A 20,099-nucleotide genomic window follows, 5' to 3' on the forward strand; every position below is an offset into this window, starting at 1 on the left:
GGCAACGATCGCCGATCACCCCGAGACCCGGCCACCCCAGGATCCGACGAACCCCGAAGGTGTGGTGCACCCCACCCTTGTGCGATCCCACGAGGGCCGCACCCCGGCTACCGGTCCGCGGAGCCTGCGGGCAGCGCCTCGAGCATCAGGTCGGGGAACTTGCGGCGGATCGTCTCCAGCCGCCACTTGTTGACGAACACCGCGAGCAGGGCCCCGTCGGTGCGCCGGGTGAGCACCTCGACCTCGGCCTGCTTGCCGAGCTCCTCGGCGCCGGCGGCGTCGGTGCGGCGGGTGATCGAGTAGTTGAGCGTCTCCAGCGTGACGGGCGCGCCGAACTCGTCGGCCATCCGGCTGGCCACCACCTCGAACTGCAGCGGCCCGACGGCGGCGAGCACCGGGCTCTGGTCCCCGCGCAGGTCCGAGCGCAGCACCTGGATGACGCCCTCGCTGTCGAGCTGGTCGATGCCGCGGCGGAACTGCTTGAACCGGCCGGCGTCGGCGCCGCGGGCCACCGAGAAGTACTCCGGGGAGAAGCTCGGGATGGCCGGGAAGAGCACCGGGTCCGACGCGTAGAGCGTGTCGCCGGGACGCAGCGCACCCGCGTTGACGAGCCCGACGATGTCGCCGGGGAACGCCTCCTCGACCGTGGTGCGCTGCTGGCCGAACACGGCCTGGGCGTACTTCGTGGCGAACGGGCGGCCGGTGGCGGCGTGCACGAGCACCATGCCGCGCTCGAAGCGTCCCGAGCAGATGCGTACGAACGCCATCCGGTCGCGGTGGGAGCGGTCCATGCCCGCCTGCACCTTGAACACCAGCCCGGACAGCGGTGTCTCCAGCGCGCGCGGCTCACCGTCGGCGTCCAGGCGGGCCTCGGGCGCGGGGGCGAGATCGACGAGCGCGTCGAGCAACCGTCCCACCCCGACGCCCGACAGCGCGGCACCGAAGAGGACGGGCGTGGCGGTACCGGCGAGGAAGTCCTTCTCGTCGAACGTGGCGCCGATCTCCTCCAGGAGCGCGATCTCCTCCTGCGCGGCGGGCCAGTGGTCGGGCTCCTCGGCGGCGGCCTGCTCGGCGGGCACGACCGTGACCTCGCCGCGCGTGGCGCCGCCGGCCGTGCGCGTGTAGCGGCGCAGCTCGCCGGTCTCGATCTCGACGACGCCCCGCAGGTCACCCGCGATGCCCAGCGGCCAGGTGATCGGCATCGGCCGCAGCCCGATCGTCTGCTCCACCTCGTCGAGCAGCTCCAGCGCCTCGCGGCCGGGCCGATCCCACTTGTTGACGAACGTGAGCACCGGGATGCCGCGCGTGCGGCAGACGTCGAACAGCTTGAGCGTCTGCGGCTCGAGGCCCTTGGCGGCGTCGAGCAGCATCACCGCGGCGTCGACGGCGGCGAGCACCCGGTAGGTGTCCTCGGAGAAGTCGCCGTGGCCGGGGGTGTCGAGCAGGTTGATCACATGGTCGCGGTAGCCGAACTGCAGCACGGCGGAGGTGATGGAGATGCCGCGCTTGCGCTCCATCTCCATCCAGTCCGACGTGACGCCGGCCCGGCCGGACTTGCCGTGCACCGCGCCCGCGGTGTCGATGGCCGACGCGTGCAGGGCGAGCGCCTCGGTGAGCGTCGACTTGCCCGCGTCGGGATGGCTGATCACCGCGAACGTCCGGCGCCGCAGCGCCTCGGTCGACACGCCGGACAACTGCTCCACCACTTTCGACTTGACCACTCGCGACTCGGGAAAGTCCCAGTTTACGGGCAACGCGGCTCCGCGACACCGGCGGCCGGATGCGGTGGGCCGCGGTTAGGGTCGGGGCATGGTTGATCTCGCCGCGGGAGCGGCAGAGCTGCACGACACGATGGCGGCGCACATCGCCACCGGGCGCCCACCCGGGCTGGTCATGGCCCTGGAACGCGGCGACGAGCAGCACGTGGACGTCATCGGCTCCACCACGCTCGAGGGCGCCGAACCGGTGCGGCGGGGCACGATCTTCCGCATCGCCTCGATGACGAAGCCGGTCGCGGCGGTGGCCACGATGATCCTCGTGGAGGAGGGCCTCCTCGCCCTCGACGCGCCCGTCGACGACCTGCTGCCCGAGCTCGCCGACCGGCGGGTGCTGCGCCGCGCGGCCGGCCCGCTCGACGACACGGTGGCGGCGCTGCGGCCGATCACGCTGGCAGACCTGCTGACCTTCCGCTGGGGCTACGGCGCCCGGGGTGACAGCACGCCGCTCGACCTGGCCGCGCGCGAGCAGGGGCTGGCGGGCGACGCGCTGAACACGCGCCGGTTCGGCCCCGACGAGTGGCTGCGCCGGCTCGGCACGCTGCCGCTGCAGGCCCAGCCCGGCGAGCGCTGGTCCTACGACGTCGGTTTCGACGTGCTGAGCGTGCTGCTGGCGCGGGCCACGGGAGGTCCGCTCGCGACGCTGCTGGCCCAGCGGATCTTCGACCCGCTCGGCATGGTCGACACCGGGTTCTCGGTGCCCGCTGACCAGCGGCACCGGTTCCTGCCCTGCTACGCCGTCGACGAGGCCACCGGCGAGCAGCGCGTCGCCGACCCCGTCGACGGGGCATGGAGCCACGAGCCGCTGTTCCCGTCGGCGAGCGGCGGCCTCGTCTCGACGATCGACGACTACCTGGCCTTCGCCCGGATGCTGCGCGGACCCGACCCGCTCGTGTCGCCCGCGACGCTGGCGCTGATGACCACCGACCACCTGACACCGGCCCAGCGCGACCCGATGCTGCGCGATCGCGGTTGGGGTCTCGGGATGGCGGTGGGTGGTGGCGGCTCCGCGACGCGCTACGGCTGGGACGGCATCACCGGCACCGTCTGGTTCAACGACAGCGCGCAGCGCTCGACCGCGATCCTGCTCACGCAGCAGTCGGCGGGCGACGCGGTGCGTCCGATGTTCCAGGACTTCCGCGACGGGGCAGGAGACGCACTTGCCCACTGAGCCGCGTGCCGGTTGCCCGTGCGGGCTGCCCCAGCCCTACGGCGCCTGCTGCGGCCGGTTCCACGCGGGCGACGCCGCGCCCACCGCGGAGCTGCTGATGCGCTCGCGCTACACCGCGTTCGCCGTGGGCGACGCGGCCTACCTGCGCCTGACCTGGGACCCCACCACCCGCCCGCGCCGCACCGGCATCGACCCCGCCGACCGCTGGACGGGCCTGGAGATCCTCGACCGCACCGGGGGCGGCCTGCTCGATGTCGAGGGCACGGTGGAGTTCCGCGCCCACTACGACGGCGGCGTCGTCGAGGAGAACAGCCGCTTCCGCAAGGACGGGGGCCGCTGGCTCTACGTCGGCCCCACCTAGGCGAAGCGGGCGGGGTCGCCTGCGCCGACGCGGATGATCTCGGGCTCTTCGCCGGACAGGTCGATCACCGTGGTGGGCTCGGTGCCGCAGTCGCCGGAGTCGATGACGGCGTCGACGACGTGGTCGAGCCGCTCCTTGATCTCCCAGCCCTGGGTGAGCGGCTCCTCCTGATCAGGCAGCAGCAGGGTGCTCGACAGGATCGGCTCCCCCAGCTCCGTGAGCAGCGTCTGCGTCACGACGTGATCGGGGATGCGCACGCCCACCGTCTTCTTCTTGGCGTGCATCAGCCGGCGCGGCACCTCCTTGGTGGCCGGCAGTATGAACGTGTAGCTCCCCGGGGTCGACGCCTTGACCAGCCGGAACATCGCATTGCTGATCTGCACGAACTGCCCGAGCTGGGCGAAGTCGCGGCACATCAGCGTGAAGTGGTGGCTGTCGTCGAGGTGGCGGATCTCGCGGATGCGCTCCAGCCCCTCCCGGTTGCCGAGCTGGCAGCCCAGCGCGAAGCAGGAGTCGGTGGGGTACGCGATCAGGCCGCCGCCCTTGAGGACGTCCACGACCTGCCCGATCGCGCGCCGTTGCGGATCGACGGGATGCACATCGAAGTACCGGGCCATGGGCACGAGCTTAGGGAGTTGCCGCCACAGCGCCAGCGTCCCGCCCCGGACGGCCCGAGGTTAGGGTCGCCTCATGACCGGGATCGAGGAGCGAGCGACTCCTCGACCTGCATCCCGACGCGCAGGTGCGGATCTTCCCGGACGGCGGCCACTCGCTGCTGGTCACACGGCCGCAGGACTACATCGCCGAGGTGCGGACATTCCTGCGTGACCAGTACCGCACGTGATCAGCTGTCGTAGTCGACGGTCACCAGATCCGTGGTGGGCCGCGACTGGCAGGTGAGCACGAAGCCCGCTGCCAGCTCGTCGTCCTCCAGTGCGAAGTTGCGGCGCATCACCACCTCCCCGTCGGTGACGCGCGCCCGACACGTCCCGCAGACGCCGCCCTTGCACGCGAACGGGAGGTCACCGCGCACCTTCTGCGCGGCGTCGAGGATCGACTCCCCCCGCGGCAGCGTGAGCGTGGTGGTACGGCCGTCGAGGATGACCGTGACGTCGCTGGTCTCGCCGTCGATCACCTCGTCGGCGCGGACGAGCTCCGGCGGCGGCTCGTCGACGTAGAACAGCTCGCGGTGCACCTGCGCCTTCGCCACGCCCAGCTCGACCAGCACCGACTGCGCGTCGGTGGTCATGCCGAGCGGGCCGCACAGCCACCACTGGTCGGTGCCGGAGACGTCGACGAGCGCCGTCAGGATCAGCCGCAGCCGATCGGCGTCGAGCCGACCGGAGAAGATGTCGGCGGCCATCGGCTCCCGCGAGAGCACGTGGATGAGCTGCAGGCGCGGACCGTGGGTGTTCTTGAGATCGGCGAGCTCCTCGGTGAACATCACCGTGTCGGTGCGCCGGTTGCCGTAGAGCAGCACCACCTCGGTGTCGGGGTGCGCCTCGAGCACGCTCGCCGCGATCGAGAGCACCGGCGTGATGCCGGACCCCGCCGCGATCAGGCCGTGGCGGCTGCCGGCGGCGATCTCGGGCGTGAACGACCCGGACGGGGGCGCCACCTCGATCTCGTCGCCCGCCGCCAGCCGGTCGACGAGCCACTCCGAGAACAGCCCGCCCGCAACCCGGCGCACGCCCACCCGCGGGGCGGACCCGGCGGCGGCGCAGATCGAGTAGGAGCGGCGCTCCTCGACGCCCTCGACGGTCGTGCGCAGCGTCAGGTACTGGCCGGGGCGGAACGCGAACTCCGCCCGCAGGTCGTCGGGCACCTCGAAGGTGACGGCCACGGCGTCGTCGCAGAGTCGTTCGACGCCACCGACGCGCAGGGTGTGGAAGCCGGTGCGAGTGGGCGCGGCGAGCGTCACGGCTACAACTCCATCTTCAATGGTCGTTTCCACACCCGCTCCGCTCCTCACTCGCTGACGCTCGCTGCGATGCTCACGGGCGCTACAACTCCTTCATGTGCTGGAACGGCTCCCGGCACGCCGTGCACCGCCGCAACGCGGTGCAGGCCGTGGGGCCGAAGCGGGAGAGCTCGTCGGTGGCAGGCGATCCGCAGCGCGGGCAGCGCACCACGGCCGACGGCGGTCGCAGCACGAGCGCCACCGGTCCGGCCGGGCGCGGGGCGACCGCGCCGGGCGGGGCGACGCCGTACTCGGCGAGCTTGCGACGGCCGTCGTCGGAGATCCAGTCGGTGCTCCACGGCGGTGACAGGACGGTGCGCACCTCGATGCGGGCGTAACCGGCCGCCGCGAGCCGCGCGCGCAGGTCGTCGCGCATGATCTCGATGGCCGGGCACCCCGAGTACGTCGGCGTGATCGTGACGGTGACCCCGTCACCCTCCTCCTCGACTCCACGGATCACGCCGAGGTCGTCGAGCGTGAGCATCGGCATCTCCGGGTCGAGCACCTCGGCCACGATCGTGCGCGCGGTCACCACGTCGCCCCGGGGTGCTGGCGGGCCAGGCTCTGCATCTCCGCGAGCACGTGCCCGAGCTTCTCGGTGTGACGGCCCTGCCGACCGCCGGGCCCGGCGATCCCCGGGATCTGCGGACGCTCCAGGGTGGCGGCGGCCAGCACCTGGTCGAGCACCGCGTCGACCTCGTCGCGCAGCTGCGCCGGGTCGACCGCGACACCCGCGGCCACCAGCCGCTGCTCGATCTCGGACGTGCGGAACAGCTCGTCGACGTAGGGCCAGATGCCGATCAGTGCGGCCTGCATCTTCTCGTGCGACTCGGCGGTGCCGTCGCCCAGGCGCAGCGTCCACTGGACGGCGTGGTCGCGGTGGTAGGTCAGCTCCTTGACGCCCTTGCCGGCGACGGCGGCGATCACCGGGTCGCGCGAGTCGAGCAGCCGCGCCAGCAGCGCCAGTCGCCACGTCGAGAACACGAGCAGCCGGGCGATGGCGCGTGCGAAGTCGAGGTCGTCGCCCAGCTCGGCCAGTGCCACGTTGCGGAACTGCGCGTCCGTGCGCTGGTAGGCGAGCTCGTCCTCGTCGCTGCCGGCCCCGAGGTGCGCGGCCCTGGCCAGCAGCACCCGCGCTTGCCCGATCAGGTCCAGCGCGGTGTTGGCGAGCGCCATCTCCTCCTCGAGCTCCGGGGCGTTGCTCACCCACTCCGAGAGGCGGTGGCCGCAGATCAGCGCGTCGTCGCCGAGCATGAGGCAGTACTGCGCGAGGTCGGTGGCGTCGACGCCGTCGGGCACCGCCGCGCTGATCTCCTCCTGCACGTGCTCGATGCCCGTACCGAACGCGCCCTGCCCGTACGCCCAGCTGGCGTCCGCACCGTGCTCCTCGGTGAGCGAGTCGTAGACATTGTCCTCGGCGCTCACAGGTGCGGCACCTCCTCGGGAATGACGTAGAACGTCGGGTGCCGGTAGACCTTGTCGCCCGCGGGAGCGAAGAACGGGTCCTTCTCCGCGGGGCTCGACGCGGTGATGGCGTCGGCGCGCACCACCCAGATGCTGACGCCCTCGTTGCGGCGCGTGTAGACGTCGCGGGCGTTGCGCAGCGCCATCTCGTCGTCGGCGGCATGCAGGGAGCCGACGTGCACGTGGTTGAGGCCGCGCTTGCCGCGCACGAACACCTCGTAGAGGGGCCAGTCCCGGCGGCTCATGCTGCGCTCTCCCGTCGTGCGGCCTGCTTCTGGGCATAAGCGGTGGCGGCTTCCCGGACCCAGGCGCCCCGGTCGTGGGCGCGCTTGCGGTGCTCGACGCGCTGGGCGTTGCACGGGCCCGAACCTGAGAGCACCGCCTTGAACTCCGACCAGTCGGGCTCGGTGTAGTCGTGCGCCTTGCGCTCGTCGTTCCACACGAGCCCCGGATCGGGCAGCGTGATCCCCAGCGCGGCCGCCTGGGGGACCGTCATGTCGACGAAGCGCTGGCGCAGCTCGTCGTTGGTGTGGCGCTTGATGTTCCACTTCATCGACTGCTGCGTGTTGGGCGAGTCGCCATCAGGCGGGCCGAACATCATCAGCGACGGCCACCACCAGCGGTTCGTGGACTCCTGCACCATCTCGCGCTGGGCGGCCGTGCCGTTGACCATCGCCAGCAGCAGCTCGAAGCCCTGCCGCTGGTGGAACGACTCCTCCTTGCAGACCCGGATCATCGCGCGGGCGTAGGGGCCGTAGGAGCAGCGACACAGCGGCACCTGGTTGCAGATGGCGGCACCGTCGACGAGCCAGCCGATGACGCCGATGTCGGCGTAGGACAGCGTCGGGTAGTTGAAGATCGACGAGTAGCGCTGCCGGCCCTCGATCAGCATCTCGGTGAGCTCCGCGCGGTCGACGCCGAGCGTCTCGGCGGCGGCATAGAGGTACATGCCGTGCCCGGCCTCGTCCTGCACCTTGGCCAGCAGGATCGCCTTGCGGCGCAGCGAGGGCGCCCGCAGGATCCAGTTGCCCTCCGGCTGCATCCCGATGATCTCGGAGTGCGCGTGCTGGGCGATCTGGCGGATCAGCGTCTTGCGGTACGCCTCCGGCATCCAGTCGCGCGGCTCGATCCGTTGATCGGCCGCGATCGTCTCGTCGAACCGGGACTCGAGCGCACTCACCTCGAGCTCGTCTACTGCGGAGCCGTCCACCAGACCTCCTACCGAATGTTCGTTCGGCCGCGTGTTGGGCTCATCGTGCCCCACTGCGCACTCCCGCGCAAGGCGACAGGGGGCCCGCCCGTCGGCGCGCCGCCGCGCCCGGCGGCACTGCACGCCGCCGCCGTCGCCGACCGCCACATTTCGCGACACCCCGTCACGAGCCTTCCGGAGCGGTCTTCGCAGGATTTCGGCGCATTTTCCGGAGCTTCCTATCCATTCGGCCAGGAGGACGCCCCGATCCGACCACCCGGTTCACCCATTCCCATGCCCGCGTAAGCGGACGGATTCCTGCTGGTTACCGAGGCGTAACGCGGCCCATATCACATCACCCATTTCCCCCGAAATGATTCCGTAACCTCGATATCGTGACAATGAGTGATCACGTTGCAACCGAAAGGGTCGGCGCGGATGGGTTGTCGGGACGCGCCCCGGAAACCATTCTTCTCGACGTCCATGTCGAGCAAGGGAGACAGGAAATGAAGAAGAAGATCGTCGGCGCTGTACTGGCCGGCGTCGCCGGCGCTGCGCTCATCGCGATCGGGACGGGCACGGCCAACGCCGACCCGACCTGCCTGATCGAGAGCGCGCAGGGGGCCGTTGCCAACCCGGCTGCTGCCCTCACCGGCACGCTGTCCGACCCGGCGGGCGCCGTCAAGGCGGACGCCGCGTGCGCCCAGGCAGTCCTCACTCCCTGATCGGGCCTCACTCCCTGATCGGGACCAGACCCGTCGAGGTGGGCCCGTGCAACGTCGCACGGCCCGCCTCGGCGGGACCGATCAACTCGCCGCGGGCAGGATCCCCTGGAAGACCGCGTGCGCCACGTCCTCCGGCAGCTCCGCAGCACCCGGCCGGCCGGGGCGATACCACTCGACCACCGAGTTCACCAGCCCGGACAGCAGCCGGGCGGCCAGTGCCGGCTCCACACCCGCCCGGATCTCCCCCGCGTCGACGGCAGCCCGCACCAGCGCGGCGATCTGCGCGTCGAACGCGCGGCGCTGCTCCAGCGCCCACCGCTCGGTCTCGGTGTTGCCCCGCACCCGCAGCAGCAGCGTGACGTAGGGCAGCTCGGCCACCAGCAACCGGATCTGCCCGACCACGATGTGGCGCAGGCGCTGCGTGGGCGTCCCCTCCTGCGCACCGGGTTCGGCCAGCAGCACGAACAGGCCGTTGAGCGCTCGCTCCAGCGCTGCCCGCAGCAGCGCCTCCTTGCCCGTGAAGTGGTGGTAGAACGACGACTTCGTGATGCCGGCGGCGCGGGAGAGGTCCTCCATGCTGGTGGCGTCGTAGCCGCGGGTGATGAACTCCCCCACCGCGATCTCGAGCAGCGGGCCCGCGCCGCCCGTGGGCCGGCGCACCCGCTTGCCCGCCTCGGCGTTCGCGGTCACGGGCTGCCGCTCACTTGCCCTGGAACGTCGGGCGTCGCTTCGCGAGGAAGTCGGCGACCGCGTCGACGTGGTCGGACGTGGCCGCCAGCCGGGCCTGCGCGGCACCCTCGGCCGCCAGCACGTCCGGCATCGCCGACACCGCGCCGCGGCGGACCGCCCGCTTCACCTCGACGTAGGCCTTCGTGGGCCCCGCGGCGAGCCGCCTGGCCAGCACCAGCGCGGCCGGCAGCACCTCCTCGGCGGGCACAACGGAGCTGACGAGCCCCCAGCTCGCGGCGTCCTCGGCGGTGAAGGTCTCGTTGAGCAGCAGCAGTTCGGTGGCGCGGGAGACACCCACGGCGTGTGCGAGGCTCGCCGAGAGCCCGGAGTCGGCCGTGAGCCCGATGCCGGTGAAGGCCGTGGTGAACTTCAGGCCGGCGGCGGCGACGCGCAGGTCGCAGGCCAGCGCGAAGCCGAGCCCGGCCCCCGCGCACGGCCCGTTGATCGCGGCGATCACCGGGAACGGCAGGTCCAGCAGCCCGAGCACGATCGGGTTGTAGTGGCGCTCGACGGTGTCGAAGGCCGTGGCCGGGTCGTCGGCGAGCGCCGCGGCGTGCTCGCCGAGGTCCTGACCGACGCAGAAGGCCTTGCCCGCACCGGTGAGCACCAGCGCGCGGATCGAGTCGTCGGCCTCGAGCCGCAGCACGGCCGCGAGCACCGCGTCCTTGAGCTCGGTGGTGAGCGCGTTGTAGCGGGCGGGGCGGTTGAACGTCAGCACCGCGACGGCCGGATCCTCCTCGTCGCGGCTCACCACGACCGCACGGTCGGCCAGCGCCGCGAGCTCGGCGGCCGGGATCTCGGTGGTGGGAGGATCGAGGGCGGGGCCGGCAGCGGGAGCATCGGCCGCGGGCGTCGCGACCACAGCGGTGTCGGCAGCAGCGGAATCGGCAGCAGCGGAATCGGCAGCGTTATCGGCTGGGGTCTCGGCGGTGGCGGCAGGAATCTCGGCCGCAGTAGGCTCGGCGTCGGTGCTGTCGGCTGTTGGCTCGGACATCCGGCCACCCTAGCCGCCGAACGAACGATCGGTCGAGCATCCGGCGCGGCGTGGTCATGGCGGGCGCGGGCGCGCTGATCTACGGTCGGCGCTGATGCCTCTCCTGCCTGCGGTCCGGGTCCTGTTGTGGTTGGCCGCGCGAGCGGGCGATCCCGACCCCGCCGCGTCCCACGTCGAGCTGCGCGCGGCGAGCACGCGCAACATGGCCACGGTGCACCGGCTGTCGCGCACCCCGCCGGCGCCCGCATCCGTCGTGGACCACGAGGTGCCGGTGGCGGGCGGCACCATCACCGTCCGGGTCTACACCCCGCGCGGCACCGGCCCTTTCCCGGCGCACGTCTACGCCCACGGCGGGGCGTTCTGGCTGGGCGACCTGGACCAGTACGACCCGCTCTGCCGCTGGTACAGCGCCAAGGTCGGGTGCGTGGTGGTGTCGGTGGACTACCGCCTCGCGCCCGAGCACCCCTACCCCGTCCCCGTGCAGGACTGCTACGCCGCACTGCGCTGGACCGTGGCGTCGGCGGCCGAGCTCGGCATCGACCCGAGCCGGGTCTCGATCGGCGGCTCGTCAGCGGGTGGGAGCCTGGCGGCCGCCACCACGCTGATGGCGCGCGACCGGGGCGGGCCGGCGCTGGTGTTCCAGCTGCTGGAGGTCCCGGTGACCGACGCGACGCTGAGCGCGCCGTCGATGGCCGAGTTCGCCGAGGGCTACCTGCTGACCCGCGCCGACATGGAGCGTGGCGTCGGCTACTACCTGGGCGACGGGGCCCGGGCCCGCGAGGACTACGCGTCGCCGCTGTTGGCCGCCGACCTGACCGGGCTGCCGCCCGCGCTGATCATGACAGCCGAGTTCGACCCGCTGCGCGACGAGGGCGAGGCGTACGGGCGCCGGTTGGCGCAGTCCGGGGTGCCGGTTACCGTCACGCGCTACGCGGGCCACGTCCACGGCTCCACCTACCTCACCCGGCTCCTGCCCTCGGCCCGGCGCTTCCTCGCGCAGGGCTGCGCGGCGCTGGCGGCCGCCTACCGGAGCAACCGGAGCGTCGATCGATGAACTACGCCGACCACCAGCTGGGGATCTACCTGCAGGGGATGTTCGCCGACCAGAAACCGGCGATCACCACCGACCTGGCGGCGCTGGAACACGCCGCGGCCACCGTGCTCGCGCCGGAGGCACTGGGCTACATCACGCCCAGCGCAGGCTCCGGTGCCACCGCGGCGGCCAACCGGGCGGCGTTCGACCGCTGGCGCATCGTGCCCCGCATGCTGCGCGGCAGTGCCCAGCGCGACCTGTCCACCACCGTCCTCGGCACGGCGATGCCCGCGCCGGTCATGATCGCGCCGGTCGGCATCCAGACCCTCGCGCACCCCGACGGCGAGCTCGCCACCGCGCGTGCGGCGGCGGCGCTGGGCCTGACCTACGTCCACTCGACCCAGTCGGCGCACTCGTTCGAGCAGGTGGCCGAGGCGTCCGGGGACGGCGCACGGTGGTACCAGCTCTACTGGCCCACCGACCCGGACGTCTGCGTCAGCTTCCTGGAACGCGCGAAGGCAGGCGGTTACACCACGCTCGTCGTCACGCTGGACACCACGCTGCTGGGCTACCGCCCCCGTGACCTCGACCGCGGGTTCCTGCCGTTCCTGCACAACGTCGGGATCGCCAACTACCTCACCGACCCGGCGTTCCTCGCAAAGCTCGCCAAGCCCGTCGACGAGGACCCGCGCGCGGCCACGCTGCACTGGGCGCAGATGTTCCCCAACCCCGGCCTGAGCTGGGCGGACCTGCCGTTCCTCCGTGAGCACTGGGACGGGCCGATCGTGCTCAAGGGCATCTGCGCCGTCGACGACGCGCGCCTGGCCGCCGACCACGGCATGGACGGGATCGTCGTGAGCAACCACGGCGGCCGCCAGGTCGACGGGGCAGCGGGCTCGCTGGACGTGCTGCCCGGCATCGCCGAGGCCGTCGGCGACCGGCTCACGATCCTGTTCGACTCCGGCGTCCGCACCGGCTCCGACGTGTTCAAGGCACTCGCGCTCGGGGCGCAGGCGGTGCTGATCGGCCGCCCGTTCCTCTACGGACTGGCGCTGGCCGGGCAGGCGGGCGTCGACCACGTCCTGCGCTGCCTGCTGGCCGAACTCGACCTGACCCTCGCCCTCTCGGGGTACGGCACCCACCGCGACCTCACCCCCGAGGCCCTGCTCCCCACCTGAACCCGTCGAGAACGACGTTGCCATGATCGAAAGGCCCTGTTGATCATGGCAACGTCGTTCTCGACGGTCAGCTCGTGAGGTAGGGGATCGTCTGAGGGCCTTCGGGCAGCACGCAGAGGCGTGCGTCCGGCCCTGCTGCGGCGAGCGCGTCGGCGATGGTGGCCCCGATGTCGTGGGTCTGCTCCAGGTGCGCGGTGGCGAGGTCGGCATCGCTGAGGAACCCGGTGTGCATCACGACCCGCGACGTGGCCTGGATGCGCGCCTGCACCTGCACCTGCCACTGGTCGGGCACCGTGGTGGTGCGGGCGCCGATGTCGGCCAGCAGTGCCTGCGGTGACGGCGCCGAGGCGAGCACCTCGCGGTAGGAGCCGTGGTCGGGGAAGCCGTCGCGGCACTCCGCCGCGCAGATGATCACCCCACCGGGCCGCACCACCTGGTACCCGGCCGAGAGGCCCTTGACGGCCTGGTAGAGGTTCTGGTCGAGCGGGAAGCCGGAGTTGGTGGTGACCACCACGTCGAACGGCGCCGGGACGGGCCGCATCGCGATCTCCCGCGACCGGGTGGTGGCCGCCTCGTGCATCGCCGCCAGGTCACCGCCGAACGCGGCGACGATCGCCTGGTCGCGGTTGAGCACCACGTCGAGGGCGAACGTGACGCCGGTGGCGGCCGCGATCGCGCGCACGTCGTCGTGCACGGGGTTGCCGTGGATGACGCCCCAGGTGGCCCGCGGGTCCCCGATCCGCGCCGCGTCGTGCAGCACCAGCACCGTCTCCAGGGCGGCGAGCCCCGGCGCCACGAGCTTGGGCCCGCCGGAGAAGCCGGCGAAGAAGTGCGGCTCGACGAACCCGGTGGTGATGCGCACGTCGGCGTCGACCCACTCGCGGTTGAGCCACACCGGCACACCGTCGCCGAAGGTGCCGACCCAGGCGAGCGACGCCCGGTCCCGCGCATCGTGGTTGACGATGCGGACGGTGTCCACGACCGCGTCACCGAACATCTGCCGCAGCTCGGCGTCGGTGTTGCCGCGATGGGTGCCGGTGGCGACGAGCACGACGACGTCGTCGAGGTCGACGATGCCGTCCAGCTCGGCCAGCACGGCCGGGATCATCAGCTCCCGGGGCTGGGGCCGGGTGCCGTCACACGCCGAGATGGCGACGGTCTGCCCCGGGCGCACCCGCTCCCGCAACGGCGGCCCGGCCACCGGCTCCCGCAACGCCGCCCGCAGCACCGCGGCCGGATCGGGCGCGGCGGCGTGGAAGACGGGCTCGACGACGGTGGTGACCGTCGGGTCCACGTCGAGGCCCAACCCGGATCGGCCGTACGCCAGCTGCACTCGCATCAGTCGAGCCTAGAAGGGAAGGACCGGGCTCCGATCGGACCCTGTCCGCACGCGGCTCTGCGTGCTAGCGTCTGGCCGAACGAACGGTCGGTCGAGAGATTCGGTCAGAGAGTCACGGAGGCCTCCACTGATGGCATCGGTTCTGCGCAGCTACGTTCGCGGCGGCTGGTTCGCCCCGTCCGAGGAAGGCCGCCCGCTGCACGACGCGGTCACCGGTGCGGAGATCGCCCGGATCACGTCGGCCGGCATCGACATGGGTGGCGTGCTCGACCACGGCCGTCGCACCGGCGGCCCGGCACTGCGCTCGCTCACGTTCCACCAGCGGGCCGGCCTGCTCAAGGCGCTCGCGGGGCACCTGCGCGAGCACCGCGAGGAGCTCTACGCGGTGTCGGCGCAGACGGGCGCCACACTCGGCGACTCGAAGTTCGACGTCGACGGCGGCATCGGTGTGCTCGCCGCCTACGCGTCGAAGGCCAAGCGCGAGCTCCCCAACGACACGATCTACGTCGACGGCGACGTCGAACCGCTCTCCCGCGGCGGCACGTTCCTCGGCCAGCACATCGCCACATCGCTGCGCGGGGTCGCGGTGCAGGTCAACGCGTTCAACTTCCCGGTGTGGGGGCCGCTGGAGAAGTTCGCGCCCGCGTTCGTCGCGGGCGTCCCGACCGTGGTCAAGCCCGCGAGCCCGACGGCGTTCCTGACCGCCAAGCTCGTCGAGCTCATCATCGACTCCGGGCTGCTGCCCGAGGGCACCCTGCAGCTGATCTCCGGCAGCGTCGGCGACCTGTTCGACCACCTCACCGGCCAGGACCTCGTCTCGTTCACCGGCTCCGCCACCACCGCCGCGACGCTGCGCACGCACCCGGGCATCGTCGCCAACAGCGTGCGCTTCTCCGCGGAGGCCGACTCACTCAACCTCTCGGTGCTGGGCCCCGACGCCGGTCCGGGCACGCCCGAGTTCGACCTCTACGTCAAGCAGCTCGTGTCGGAGATGACCGTCAAGGCCGGGCAGAAGTGCACGGCGATCCGCCGCGCGTTCGTGCCCGCCCAGCACGTCGACGCCGTGGTCGAGGCGGTCTCGGCGAAGCTCGCCACGATCACCGTCGGCAACCCGGCCACCGCCCGGATGGGAGCGCTCGCCAGCCTGGAGCAGCGCGAGGAGGTGCGCCGCAGCGTCAAGGCGCTCACCGACACCGGACGGCTCGTGTTCGGCGACCCCGACAAGGTCGACGTCCTCGACGCCGACGCCGAGCGCGGCGCGTTCCTGTCCCCCATGCTGATCGTCGGTGACCCGGAGCGGGCCGAGCCGCACGCCGTCGAGGCCTTCGGGCCGGTCTCCACCGTGCTCCCCTACAGCTCCACCGACCAGCTGATCGACTACGCCGCCCGCGGGGAGGGCAGCCTCGCCGGTTCCGTCGTCACCGGTGACACCGCCTTCGCCCGCGACGTCGTGCTCGGCATCGCGCCGTGGCACGGCCGGCTGCTGGTGCTCAACGGCGTCGATGCGAAGGAGTCCACGGGCCACGGCTCACCGATGCCGCAGCTCGTGCACGGCGGCCCCGGCCGCGCCGGTGGCGGCGAGGAGATGGGTGGCATCCGCGGCGTACTGCACCACATGCAGCGCACCGCCGTGCAGGGTGACCCCGACACGCTCACGGCGATCACCGGCCGCTGGGTGGCGGGCTCGCAGCGCTCGATCACCGACGTGCACCCGTTCCGCAAGCACCTCGAGGAACTGTCGATCGGCGACACGATCGTCGCCGGCCCGCGCACCGTCAGCCAGGAGGACGTGGAGCACTTCGCCGAGTTCACCGGCGACACGTTCTACGCCCACATGGACGCCGAGGCCGCCGCGGCCAACCCGCTCTTCGGCGAGCGCGTCGCCCACGGCTACCTGATCGTCTCGATCGCCGCGGGCCTGTTCGTCGACCCCGATCCCGGCCCCGTGCTCGCCAACTTCGGCGTCGACCGGCTGCGGTTCCTCACCCCCGTCAAGTTCGGCGACGCCCTGACCGTCACGCTCACCTGCAAGCAGGTGACACCGCGCGACAGCGCCGCCTACGGCGAGGTCCGCTGGGACGCCGACGTCACGCGCCAGGACGGTGAGTCGGTGGCCCGCTACGACGTGCTCACCCTCGTGGCCAAGAAGGAGTCGTGATGGCCGCTCCCACCCGCCGCGTCGGCGACGCCCCGCCCGTCGACATGCTCGACGACGCGGAACGGATGAGCGCCGACCAGCTCCGGTCGCTGCAGCTGGAACGTCTGCAGTGGACACTGCGGCACGCCTACGACAACGTGGGCCACTACCGGCGCAGCTTCGACGCCGCCGGCGTGCACCCCGACGACTGCAAGGAGCTCGCCGACCTCGCGAAGTTCCCCACCACGTCGAAGGCGGACCTGCGGGAGAACTACCCCTTCGGGATGTTCGCGGTGCCGCAGGACGAGGTGCGGCGCATCCACGCGTCGTCGGGCACCACCGGTCGTCCGACGGTGGTCGGCTACACCGAGCGTGACATCGACACCTGGGCAGGCGTCATGGCCCGCTCCATCCGGGCCGCGGGCGGGCGCCCCGGGCACAAGGTGCACAACGCCTACGGGTACGGCCTGTTCACGGGCGGTCTCGGCGCGCACTACGGCATCGAGAAGCTGGGCGCCACGGCCATCCCGATCTCGGGCGGCATGACGCCGCGGCAGGTCCAGCTGATCCTCGACTTCCGGCCCGAGGTCATCATGGTCACGCCCAGCTACATGTTGACCATCGTCGACGAGTTCGAGAAGCAGGGCGTCGACCCGCGCTCGTCGTCGCTGCAGGTGGGGATCTTCGGCGCCGAGCCGTGGACCGAGCAGATGCGCCTCGAGATCGAGGAGCGCATGGACATCCACGCCGTCGACATCTACGGGCTGTCCGAGGTGATGGGCCCGGGCGTCGCGCAGGAGTGCGTCGAGACCAAGGACGGGCTGCACATCTGGGAGGACCACTTCTACCCCGAGGTGGTCGACCCCCTCGACGGCGTCCCGCTGCGCGACGGCGAGGAGGGCGAGTTGCTTTTCACCTCGCTCACCAAGCAGGCGCTGCCGATCATCCGCTACCGCACCCGCGACCTGACGCGCCTGCTCCCGGGCACCGCACGGCCCGGGATGCGACGGATGCAGAAGATCACCGGCCGCAGCGACGACATGATCATCCTGCGCGGGGTGAACGTCTTCCCGACCCAGATCGAGGAGGTCGTGCTGCGCACCCCGGGGCTCTCCCCGCACTTCCAGATCGTGCTCACCACCGAGGGCCGGATGGATGCGCTGACGGTGCGGGTCGAGTCACGTCCCGACACGCCCGCCGAGCGGCGCACGATCGCCGCCTCTGAGCTCGTCGTCGCGGTCAAGGAGACGGTCGGGGTCAGCGTCGGCTGCGAGATCGTGGAGCCCGAGACGCTGGAGCGCTCCGTCGGCAAGCTGCAGCGGCTCAAGGACTACCGGACCCGCGGCACGTGACGATCCCCTGCCCGGGCTGCGCGCAGGCCGTGCCCGTCACCGAGTTCCTGGCGGAGTGCACGACCTACGCGTACGGCCCGGGCTCGGTGTGCTGGACGTGCCCGGCGTGCGCCGACCTCAACCAGTTCCGGATCGTCGACGGTTCGGTCGAGATCGGGTACGTCTACCTCGCGGGGGCGGCGCACTTCGCCACGATGGACGAGGTGGCCGTGCCCGGACTGACCGTGGTGCCGAGCCCGGAGCAGCTGCTCGTCCACCTGGGCGAGCGCACCTGGACGATCGCGGCCGGGCGGTACGGCTGACGGCTGCTCGACCGCCCGCGGCCCCCGTTGCAGGAAAGCCACTTTCCCGCAACGTCATTGCGGCAAAGTGGCTTTCCTGCAATCCGGGACGGACGGGCCAAGCGTTTCGCGAGCTTCGTGTACGCCCCGCAGAGTGGCATCGACATCTGCGAGGCGCACGCGGAGCCCGCGAAGCGCTACCGGTACCGACGCGGCGATCATGCGGCGACGAGTACCGGGGCGAGGTGCGCGAAGCCCTCGTCGGTGACCTTGGCGGCCACGCGCTGGCCGGCGACGCAGACGGTGACGGGGGCGATCAGGCCGCAGCGGGCGAGGCGGTGGGCGGCGTTCTGGTCGCAGCAGCAACGGCCGTCGATGAACAGATCAGGCTCGACACCCCACGCCAGCTCGGCGGTGCCGGCGGCCACGGCACGCAGGATCGCGCGGTCCCGGCCGGTGAGCGAGACGTTCTCCCTGAGCTCCATGACTTCTCCTTCGTCGGTGTGTGCAATCAGGATGGAGACTGCGGCGCCGTAGCGGACTCATCGCTGCGATGAGGACCGAATGTGATCCGAGCCACCCTTTCCTCACCATCGGGTAAGCCCCGTAGTGGACCCCTGGTGTACGCACCGTGCCAGGTCAGCGGTTCAGCCTCGGACGCTATTGACACGGTTTCTACGATGACTACATGTCTCAGAGTGGCGTCACCACGTCCGACGGTCTGCGGCTCGCCGTCACCGAGCACGGGGACCCGGCCCTGCCGACCGTCGTCGCCGTGCACGGCTACCCCGACGACCACACCGTCTGGGACGACGTCGTCACCGCGCTCGCGGTCGACCACCACGTCGTCACCTACGACGTGCGCGGCGCCGGTGCGTCCGACGCGCCGCGCCACCGGTCGGGCTACGACCTCGACCAGCTCACCGACGATCTGCTCGCCGTCATCGACGCCGTCAGCCCGGGCCGTCCGGTGCACCTGCTGGGCCACGACTGGGGCGCCATCCAGACCTGGAACTCCGTCACCGACGAGCGGCTGACCGGCCGGGTCGCGTCGTTCACGTCGATCTCCGGGCCGTGCCTCGACCACGTCGGTTCCTGGTTCCGCCGCCGCCCCACCCCGAAGAACCTGCGCGAGATCGCCCGCCAGGCCCGCTCGTCCTGGTACATCGCCGCGTTCCGGCTGCCGGTGCTGCCCGAGCTGGCGTGGCGCTCCGGGTTGTTCGGCCGCGCGATGGTGCGCATGGAGGGCATCCCGACCCCGTCCCCGCGCGACGGCGTCAACGGGCTCGGGCTCTACCGCCGCAACATGGCCACGCGGCTGGCCGCGCCGCGGCGGCGCCGCACCGCGGTTCCCGTCCAGGTGATCGCCCCGACGGGTGACGGCTACGTCACCACCCCGATGCAGACCGACATCGCCCAGCACGTCGAGACGCTCTTCGTGCGCCGGGTCCCCGGCGGGCACTGGCTGCCCCGCAACCGGCCCGACGTGGTGGCGCGCGCCGTCCGCGAGCTGGTGGCCGACGTCGAGACGGGCACGCAGGCCCCCGCGCTGCGCCGGGCCCGTGCCGGCACCGGTCGCTGGACCGACCGCGTCGTCGTCGTGACCGGCGCCGGCAGCGGCATCGGCCGCGAGACGGTGCTCGCGTTCGCCCGCCGCGGCGCCGAGGTCGTGGCCGCCGACCGCGACGCGACGACGGCGAAGGAGACCGCGGAGCTCGCCAGCGCGCTGGGCGCCCGCGCCACGTCCTACCAGGTCGACGTCAGCGACGGCGCGGCGATGGCCGAGTTCGCCGAGCAGGTGGCGGCCGTGCACGGCGTGCCAGACCTGGTGGTCAACAACGCCGGGATCGGCATGGCCGGGGCGTTCGCCGACACCACGCTCGCCGACTGGGAGAAGATCATCGACGTCAACCTGTGGGGCGTGATCCACGGGTGTCGCCTGTTCGCCGCGCAGATGCGCGAGCACGGCGAGGGCGGCCACATCGTCAACATCGCCTCCGCGGCCGCGTTCACGCCGCAGCGCACGCTGTCGGCCTACGCCACCACGAAGTCGGCCGTATACACGCTCTCGGAGTGCCTGCGCGCCGAGCTGGCCGAGCACAACATCGGCGTCACGGCCGTCTGCCCCGGCTTCGTGCACACCAACATCACGGCCACCACGAAGTTCGTGGGCGCCGACGAGGCCACCGAGCAACGCCGGCAGTCGGCCACCACCGCGCTCTACGCCCGCCGCAACTACACCCCCGACCGGGTCGCCACCCAGATCGTGCGGGCCGTCGAGCGCGACATCGCGATCGCGCCGGTCACGCCGGAGGCGCACGCGAGCCTGCTGCTCTACCGGCTCACCCCCGGGCTCGTGCGGGCCGTCGCGAAGCGCGAGATCGGCCCGAAGTAGCCCCGGTCCGACGAAC

Annotated in this window: 20 protein-coding genes; 9 read left to right on the forward strand and 11 right to left on the reverse strand. The window is 72.0% G+C overall.

Annotation, left to right across the window (positions count from 1 at the left end; genetic code table 11):
- Window positions 1-107: 107 nt before the first annotated feature.
- Window positions 108-1,703, reverse strand: a complete 1,596-nt coding sequence (locus ACFPFQ_RS11475) for a peptide chain release factor 3 (RefSeq protein WP_379617688.1) — start codon at window positions 1,701-1,703, stop codon at window positions 108-110.
- A gap of 106 nt (window positions 1,704-1,809) precedes the next feature.
- Between ACFPFQ_RS11475 and ACFPFQ_RS11480 the strand changes: the two genes are divergently transcribed.
- Together ACFPFQ_RS11480 and ACFPFQ_RS11485 are read left to right on the forward strand one after the other, a co-directional pair.
- Window positions 1,810-2,946, forward strand: a complete 1,137-nt coding sequence (locus tag ACFPFQ_RS11480; RefSeq protein ID WP_379617690.1) for a serine hydrolase domain-containing protein — start codon at window positions 1,810-1,812, stop codon at window positions 2,944-2,946.
- The gene (locus ACFPFQ_RS11485) at window positions 2,936-3,307 is read left to right on the forward strand and encodes a YchJ family protein (protein ID WP_379617692.1); all 372 of its coding nucleotides are present in this window, start codon (window positions 2,936-2,938) and stop codon (window positions 3,305-3,307) included. Before ACFPFQ_RS11480 ends, ACFPFQ_RS11485 begins: the two co-directional genes overlap by 11 nt.
- Here the strand turns inward: ACFPFQ_RS11485 and ACFPFQ_RS11490 are convergent.
- From ACFPFQ_RS11490 to paaA, 6 genes are all read right to left on the reverse strand, one after another.
- Complete coding sequence (locus ACFPFQ_RS11490; RefSeq protein WP_379617694.1) at window positions 3,304-3,924, reverse strand: L-threonylcarbamoyladenylate synthase; 621 nt, start codon at window positions 3,922-3,924, stop codon at window positions 3,304-3,306. The genes ACFPFQ_RS11485 and ACFPFQ_RS11490 overlap by 4 nt on opposite strands.
- 227 nt (window positions 3,925-4,151) lie before the next feature.
- Window positions 4,152-5,228, reverse strand: a complete 1,077-nt coding sequence (gene paaE, locus ACFPFQ_RS11495; RefSeq protein WP_379617696.1) for a 1,2-phenylacetyl-CoA epoxidase subunit PaaE — start codon at window positions 5,226-5,228, stop codon at window positions 4,152-4,154.
- 82 nt (window positions 5,229-5,310) lie between these two features.
- Window positions 5,311-5,802 (reverse strand): 1,2-phenylacetyl-CoA epoxidase subunit PaaD, encoded by a 492-nt coding sequence (paaD, locus tag ACFPFQ_RS11500; protein ID WP_379617698.1) that lies wholly within the window; start codon window positions 5,800-5,802, stop codon window positions 5,311-5,313.
- A complete protein-coding gene (gene paaC, locus ACFPFQ_RS11505) occupies window positions 5,796-6,692 on the reverse strand; it encodes a 1,2-phenylacetyl-CoA epoxidase subunit PaaC (RefSeq protein WP_379617700.1) in 897 nt (298 codons plus the stop codon). Before paaC ends, paaD begins: the two co-directional genes overlap by 7 nt.
- Window positions 6,689-6,976 (reverse strand): 1,2-phenylacetyl-CoA epoxidase subunit PaaB, encoded by a 288-nt coding sequence (gene paaB, locus ACFPFQ_RS11510; protein ID WP_379617702.1) that lies wholly within the window; start codon window positions 6,974-6,976, stop codon window positions 6,689-6,691. The genes paaC and paaB overlap by 4 nt, the downstream gene beginning before the upstream one ends.
- On the reverse strand, window positions 6,973-7,911 hold the full coding sequence (gene paaA / locus ACFPFQ_RS11515; protein ID WP_379617704.1) for a 1,2-phenylacetyl-CoA epoxidase subunit PaaA: 939 nt from the start codon (window positions 7,909-7,911) through the stop codon (window positions 6,973-6,975). The genes paaB and paaA overlap by 4 nt, the downstream gene beginning before the upstream one ends.
- Window positions 7,912-8,315: 404 nt before the next feature.
- On the opposite strand from paaA, the gene ACFPFQ_RS11520 reads away from it, so the two are divergent.
- The gene (locus ACFPFQ_RS11520) at window positions 8,316-8,645 is read left to right on the forward strand and encodes a hypothetical protein (RefSeq protein ID WP_379617706.1); all 330 of its coding nucleotides are present in this window, start codon (window positions 8,316-8,318) and stop codon (window positions 8,643-8,645) included.
- Between the two features lie 81 nt (window positions 8,646-8,726).
- On the opposite strand, the gene ACFPFQ_RS11525 is transcribed toward ACFPFQ_RS11520, so the two are convergent.
- Together ACFPFQ_RS11525 and ACFPFQ_RS11530 are read right to left on the reverse strand one after the other, a co-directional pair.
- Window positions 8,727-9,335: a TetR/AcrR family transcriptional regulator gene (locus ACFPFQ_RS11525; protein WP_379617708.1), complete on the reverse strand. Its 609-nt coding sequence runs from the start codon at window positions 9,333-9,335 to the stop codon at window positions 8,727-8,729.
- Window positions 9,336-9,345: 10 nt separating this feature from the next.
- Window positions 9,346-10,368: an enoyl-CoA hydratase/isomerase family protein gene (locus ACFPFQ_RS11530; RefSeq protein WP_379617709.1), complete on the reverse strand. Its 1,023-nt coding sequence runs from the start codon at window positions 10,366-10,368 to the stop codon at window positions 9,346-9,348.
- Window positions 10,369-10,462: 94 nt separating this feature from the next.
- Here ACFPFQ_RS11530 and ACFPFQ_RS11535 point away from each other — a divergent pair, with 94 nt between their 5' ends.
- Both ACFPFQ_RS11535 and ACFPFQ_RS11540 read left to right on the forward strand, forming a co-directional pair.
- Entirely contained in the window at window positions 10,463-11,422 is a 960-nt protein-coding gene (locus ACFPFQ_RS11535) for an alpha/beta hydrolase (RefSeq protein WP_379617711.1), read from the forward strand.
- Window positions 11,419-12,579, forward strand: coding sequence for an alpha-hydroxy-acid oxidizing protein (locus ACFPFQ_RS11540; RefSeq protein ID WP_379617713.1), 1,161 nt, complete (start codon window positions 11,419-11,421; stop codon window positions 12,577-12,579). The genes ACFPFQ_RS11535 and ACFPFQ_RS11540 overlap by 4 nt, the downstream gene beginning before the upstream one ends.
- 67 nt (window positions 12,580-12,646) lie before the next feature.
- Here the strand turns inward: ACFPFQ_RS11540 and larA are convergent, their stop codons facing one another.
- Window positions 12,647-13,918 (reverse strand): nickel-dependent lactate racemase, encoded by a 1,272-nt coding sequence (larA, locus tag ACFPFQ_RS11545; RefSeq protein WP_379617715.1) that lies wholly within the window; start codon window positions 13,916-13,918, stop codon window positions 12,647-12,649.
- A gap of 130 nt (window positions 13,919-14,048) precedes the next feature.
- Here larA and paaZ point away from each other — a divergent pair, with 130 nt between their 5' ends.
- From paaZ to ACFPFQ_RS11560, 3 genes are read left to right on the forward strand one after another with little or no spacing between them, the layout of a single operon-like run.
- Window positions 14,049-16,076, forward strand: a complete 2,028-nt coding sequence (gene paaZ / locus ACFPFQ_RS11550) for a phenylacetic acid degradation bifunctional protein PaaZ (RefSeq protein WP_379617717.1) — start codon at window positions 14,049-14,051, stop codon at window positions 16,074-16,076.
- Window positions 16,076-17,407, forward strand: a complete 1,332-nt coding sequence (gene paaK / locus ACFPFQ_RS11555) for a phenylacetate--CoA ligase PaaK (RefSeq protein ID WP_379617719.1) — start codon at window positions 16,076-16,078, stop codon at window positions 17,405-17,407. The genes paaZ and paaK overlap by 1 nt, the downstream gene beginning before the upstream one ends.
- Complete coding sequence (locus ACFPFQ_RS11560) at window positions 17,404-17,709, forward strand: hypothetical protein (RefSeq protein ID WP_379617720.1); 306 nt, start codon at window positions 17,404-17,406, stop codon at window positions 17,707-17,709. Before paaK ends, ACFPFQ_RS11560 begins: the two co-directional genes overlap by 4 nt.
- A gap of 197 nt (window positions 17,710-17,906) precedes the next feature.
- On the opposite strand, the gene ACFPFQ_RS11565 is transcribed toward ACFPFQ_RS11560, so the two are convergent.
- Window positions 17,907-18,173: a hypothetical protein gene (locus ACFPFQ_RS11565; protein ID WP_379617722.1), complete on the reverse strand. Its 267-nt coding sequence runs from the start codon at window positions 18,171-18,173 to the stop codon at window positions 17,907-17,909.
- A 203-nt stretch (window positions 18,174-18,376) separates the two neighbouring features.
- On the opposite strand from ACFPFQ_RS11565, the gene ACFPFQ_RS11570 reads away from it, so the two are divergent.
- Window positions 18,377-20,083 carry an SDR family oxidoreductase gene (locus ACFPFQ_RS11570; RefSeq protein WP_379617724.1) on the forward strand — a complete coding sequence of 569 codons (1,707 nt, stop codon included), beginning with the start codon at window positions 18,377-18,379 and terminating at the stop codon, window positions 20,081-20,083.
- The last annotated feature ends 16 nt before the right edge of the window (window positions 20,084-20,099 follow it).

It is taken from the genome of Pseudonocardia sp. GCM10023141, assembly GCF_042653605.1.

Coding starts and splice junctions, on each gene's coding strand:
- ACFPFQ_RS11565 (WP_379617722.1), bottom strand. CDS start 18,173: ATGGAGCTCAGGGAGAACGTCTCGCTCACCGGCCGGGACCGCGCGATC.
- paaK (WP_379617719.1), top strand. CDS start 16,076: ATGGCCGCTCCCACCCGCCGCGTCGGCGACGCCCCGCCCGTCGACATG.
- larA (WP_379617715.1), bottom strand. CDS start 13,918: ATGCGAGTGCAGCTGGCGTACGGCCGATCCGGGTTGGGCCTCGACGTG.
- ACFPFQ_RS11535 (WP_379617711.1), top strand. CDS start 10,463: ATGCCTCTCCTGCCTGCGGTCCGGGTCCTGTTGTGGTTGGCCGCGCGA.
- ACFPFQ_RS11540 (WP_379617713.1), top strand. CDS start 11,419: ATGAACTACGCCGACCACCAGCTGGGGATCTACCTGCAGGGGATGTTC.
- paaZ (WP_379617717.1), top strand. CDS start 14,049: ATGGCATCGGTTCTGCGCAGCTACGTTCGCGGCGGCTGGTTCGCCCCG.
- ACFPFQ_RS11490 (WP_379617694.1), bottom strand. CDS start 3,924: ATGGCCCGGTACTTCGATGTGCATCCCGTCGATCCGCAACGGCGCGCG.
- paaB (WP_379617702.1), bottom strand. CDS start 6,976: ATGAGCCGCCGGGACTGGCCCCTCTACGAGGTGTTCGTGCGCGGCAAG.
- ACFPFQ_RS11570 (WP_379617724.1), top strand. CDS start 18,377: ATGTCTCAGAGTGGCGTCACCACGTCCGACGGTCTGCGGCTCGCCGTC.
- ACFPFQ_RS11480 (WP_379617690.1), top strand. CDS start 1,810: ATGGTTGATCTCGCCGCGGGAGCGGCAGAGCTGCACGACACGATGGCG.
- ACFPFQ_RS11530 (WP_379617709.1), bottom strand. CDS start 10,368: ATGTCCGAGCCAACAGCCGACAGCACCGACGCCGAGCCTACTGCGGCC.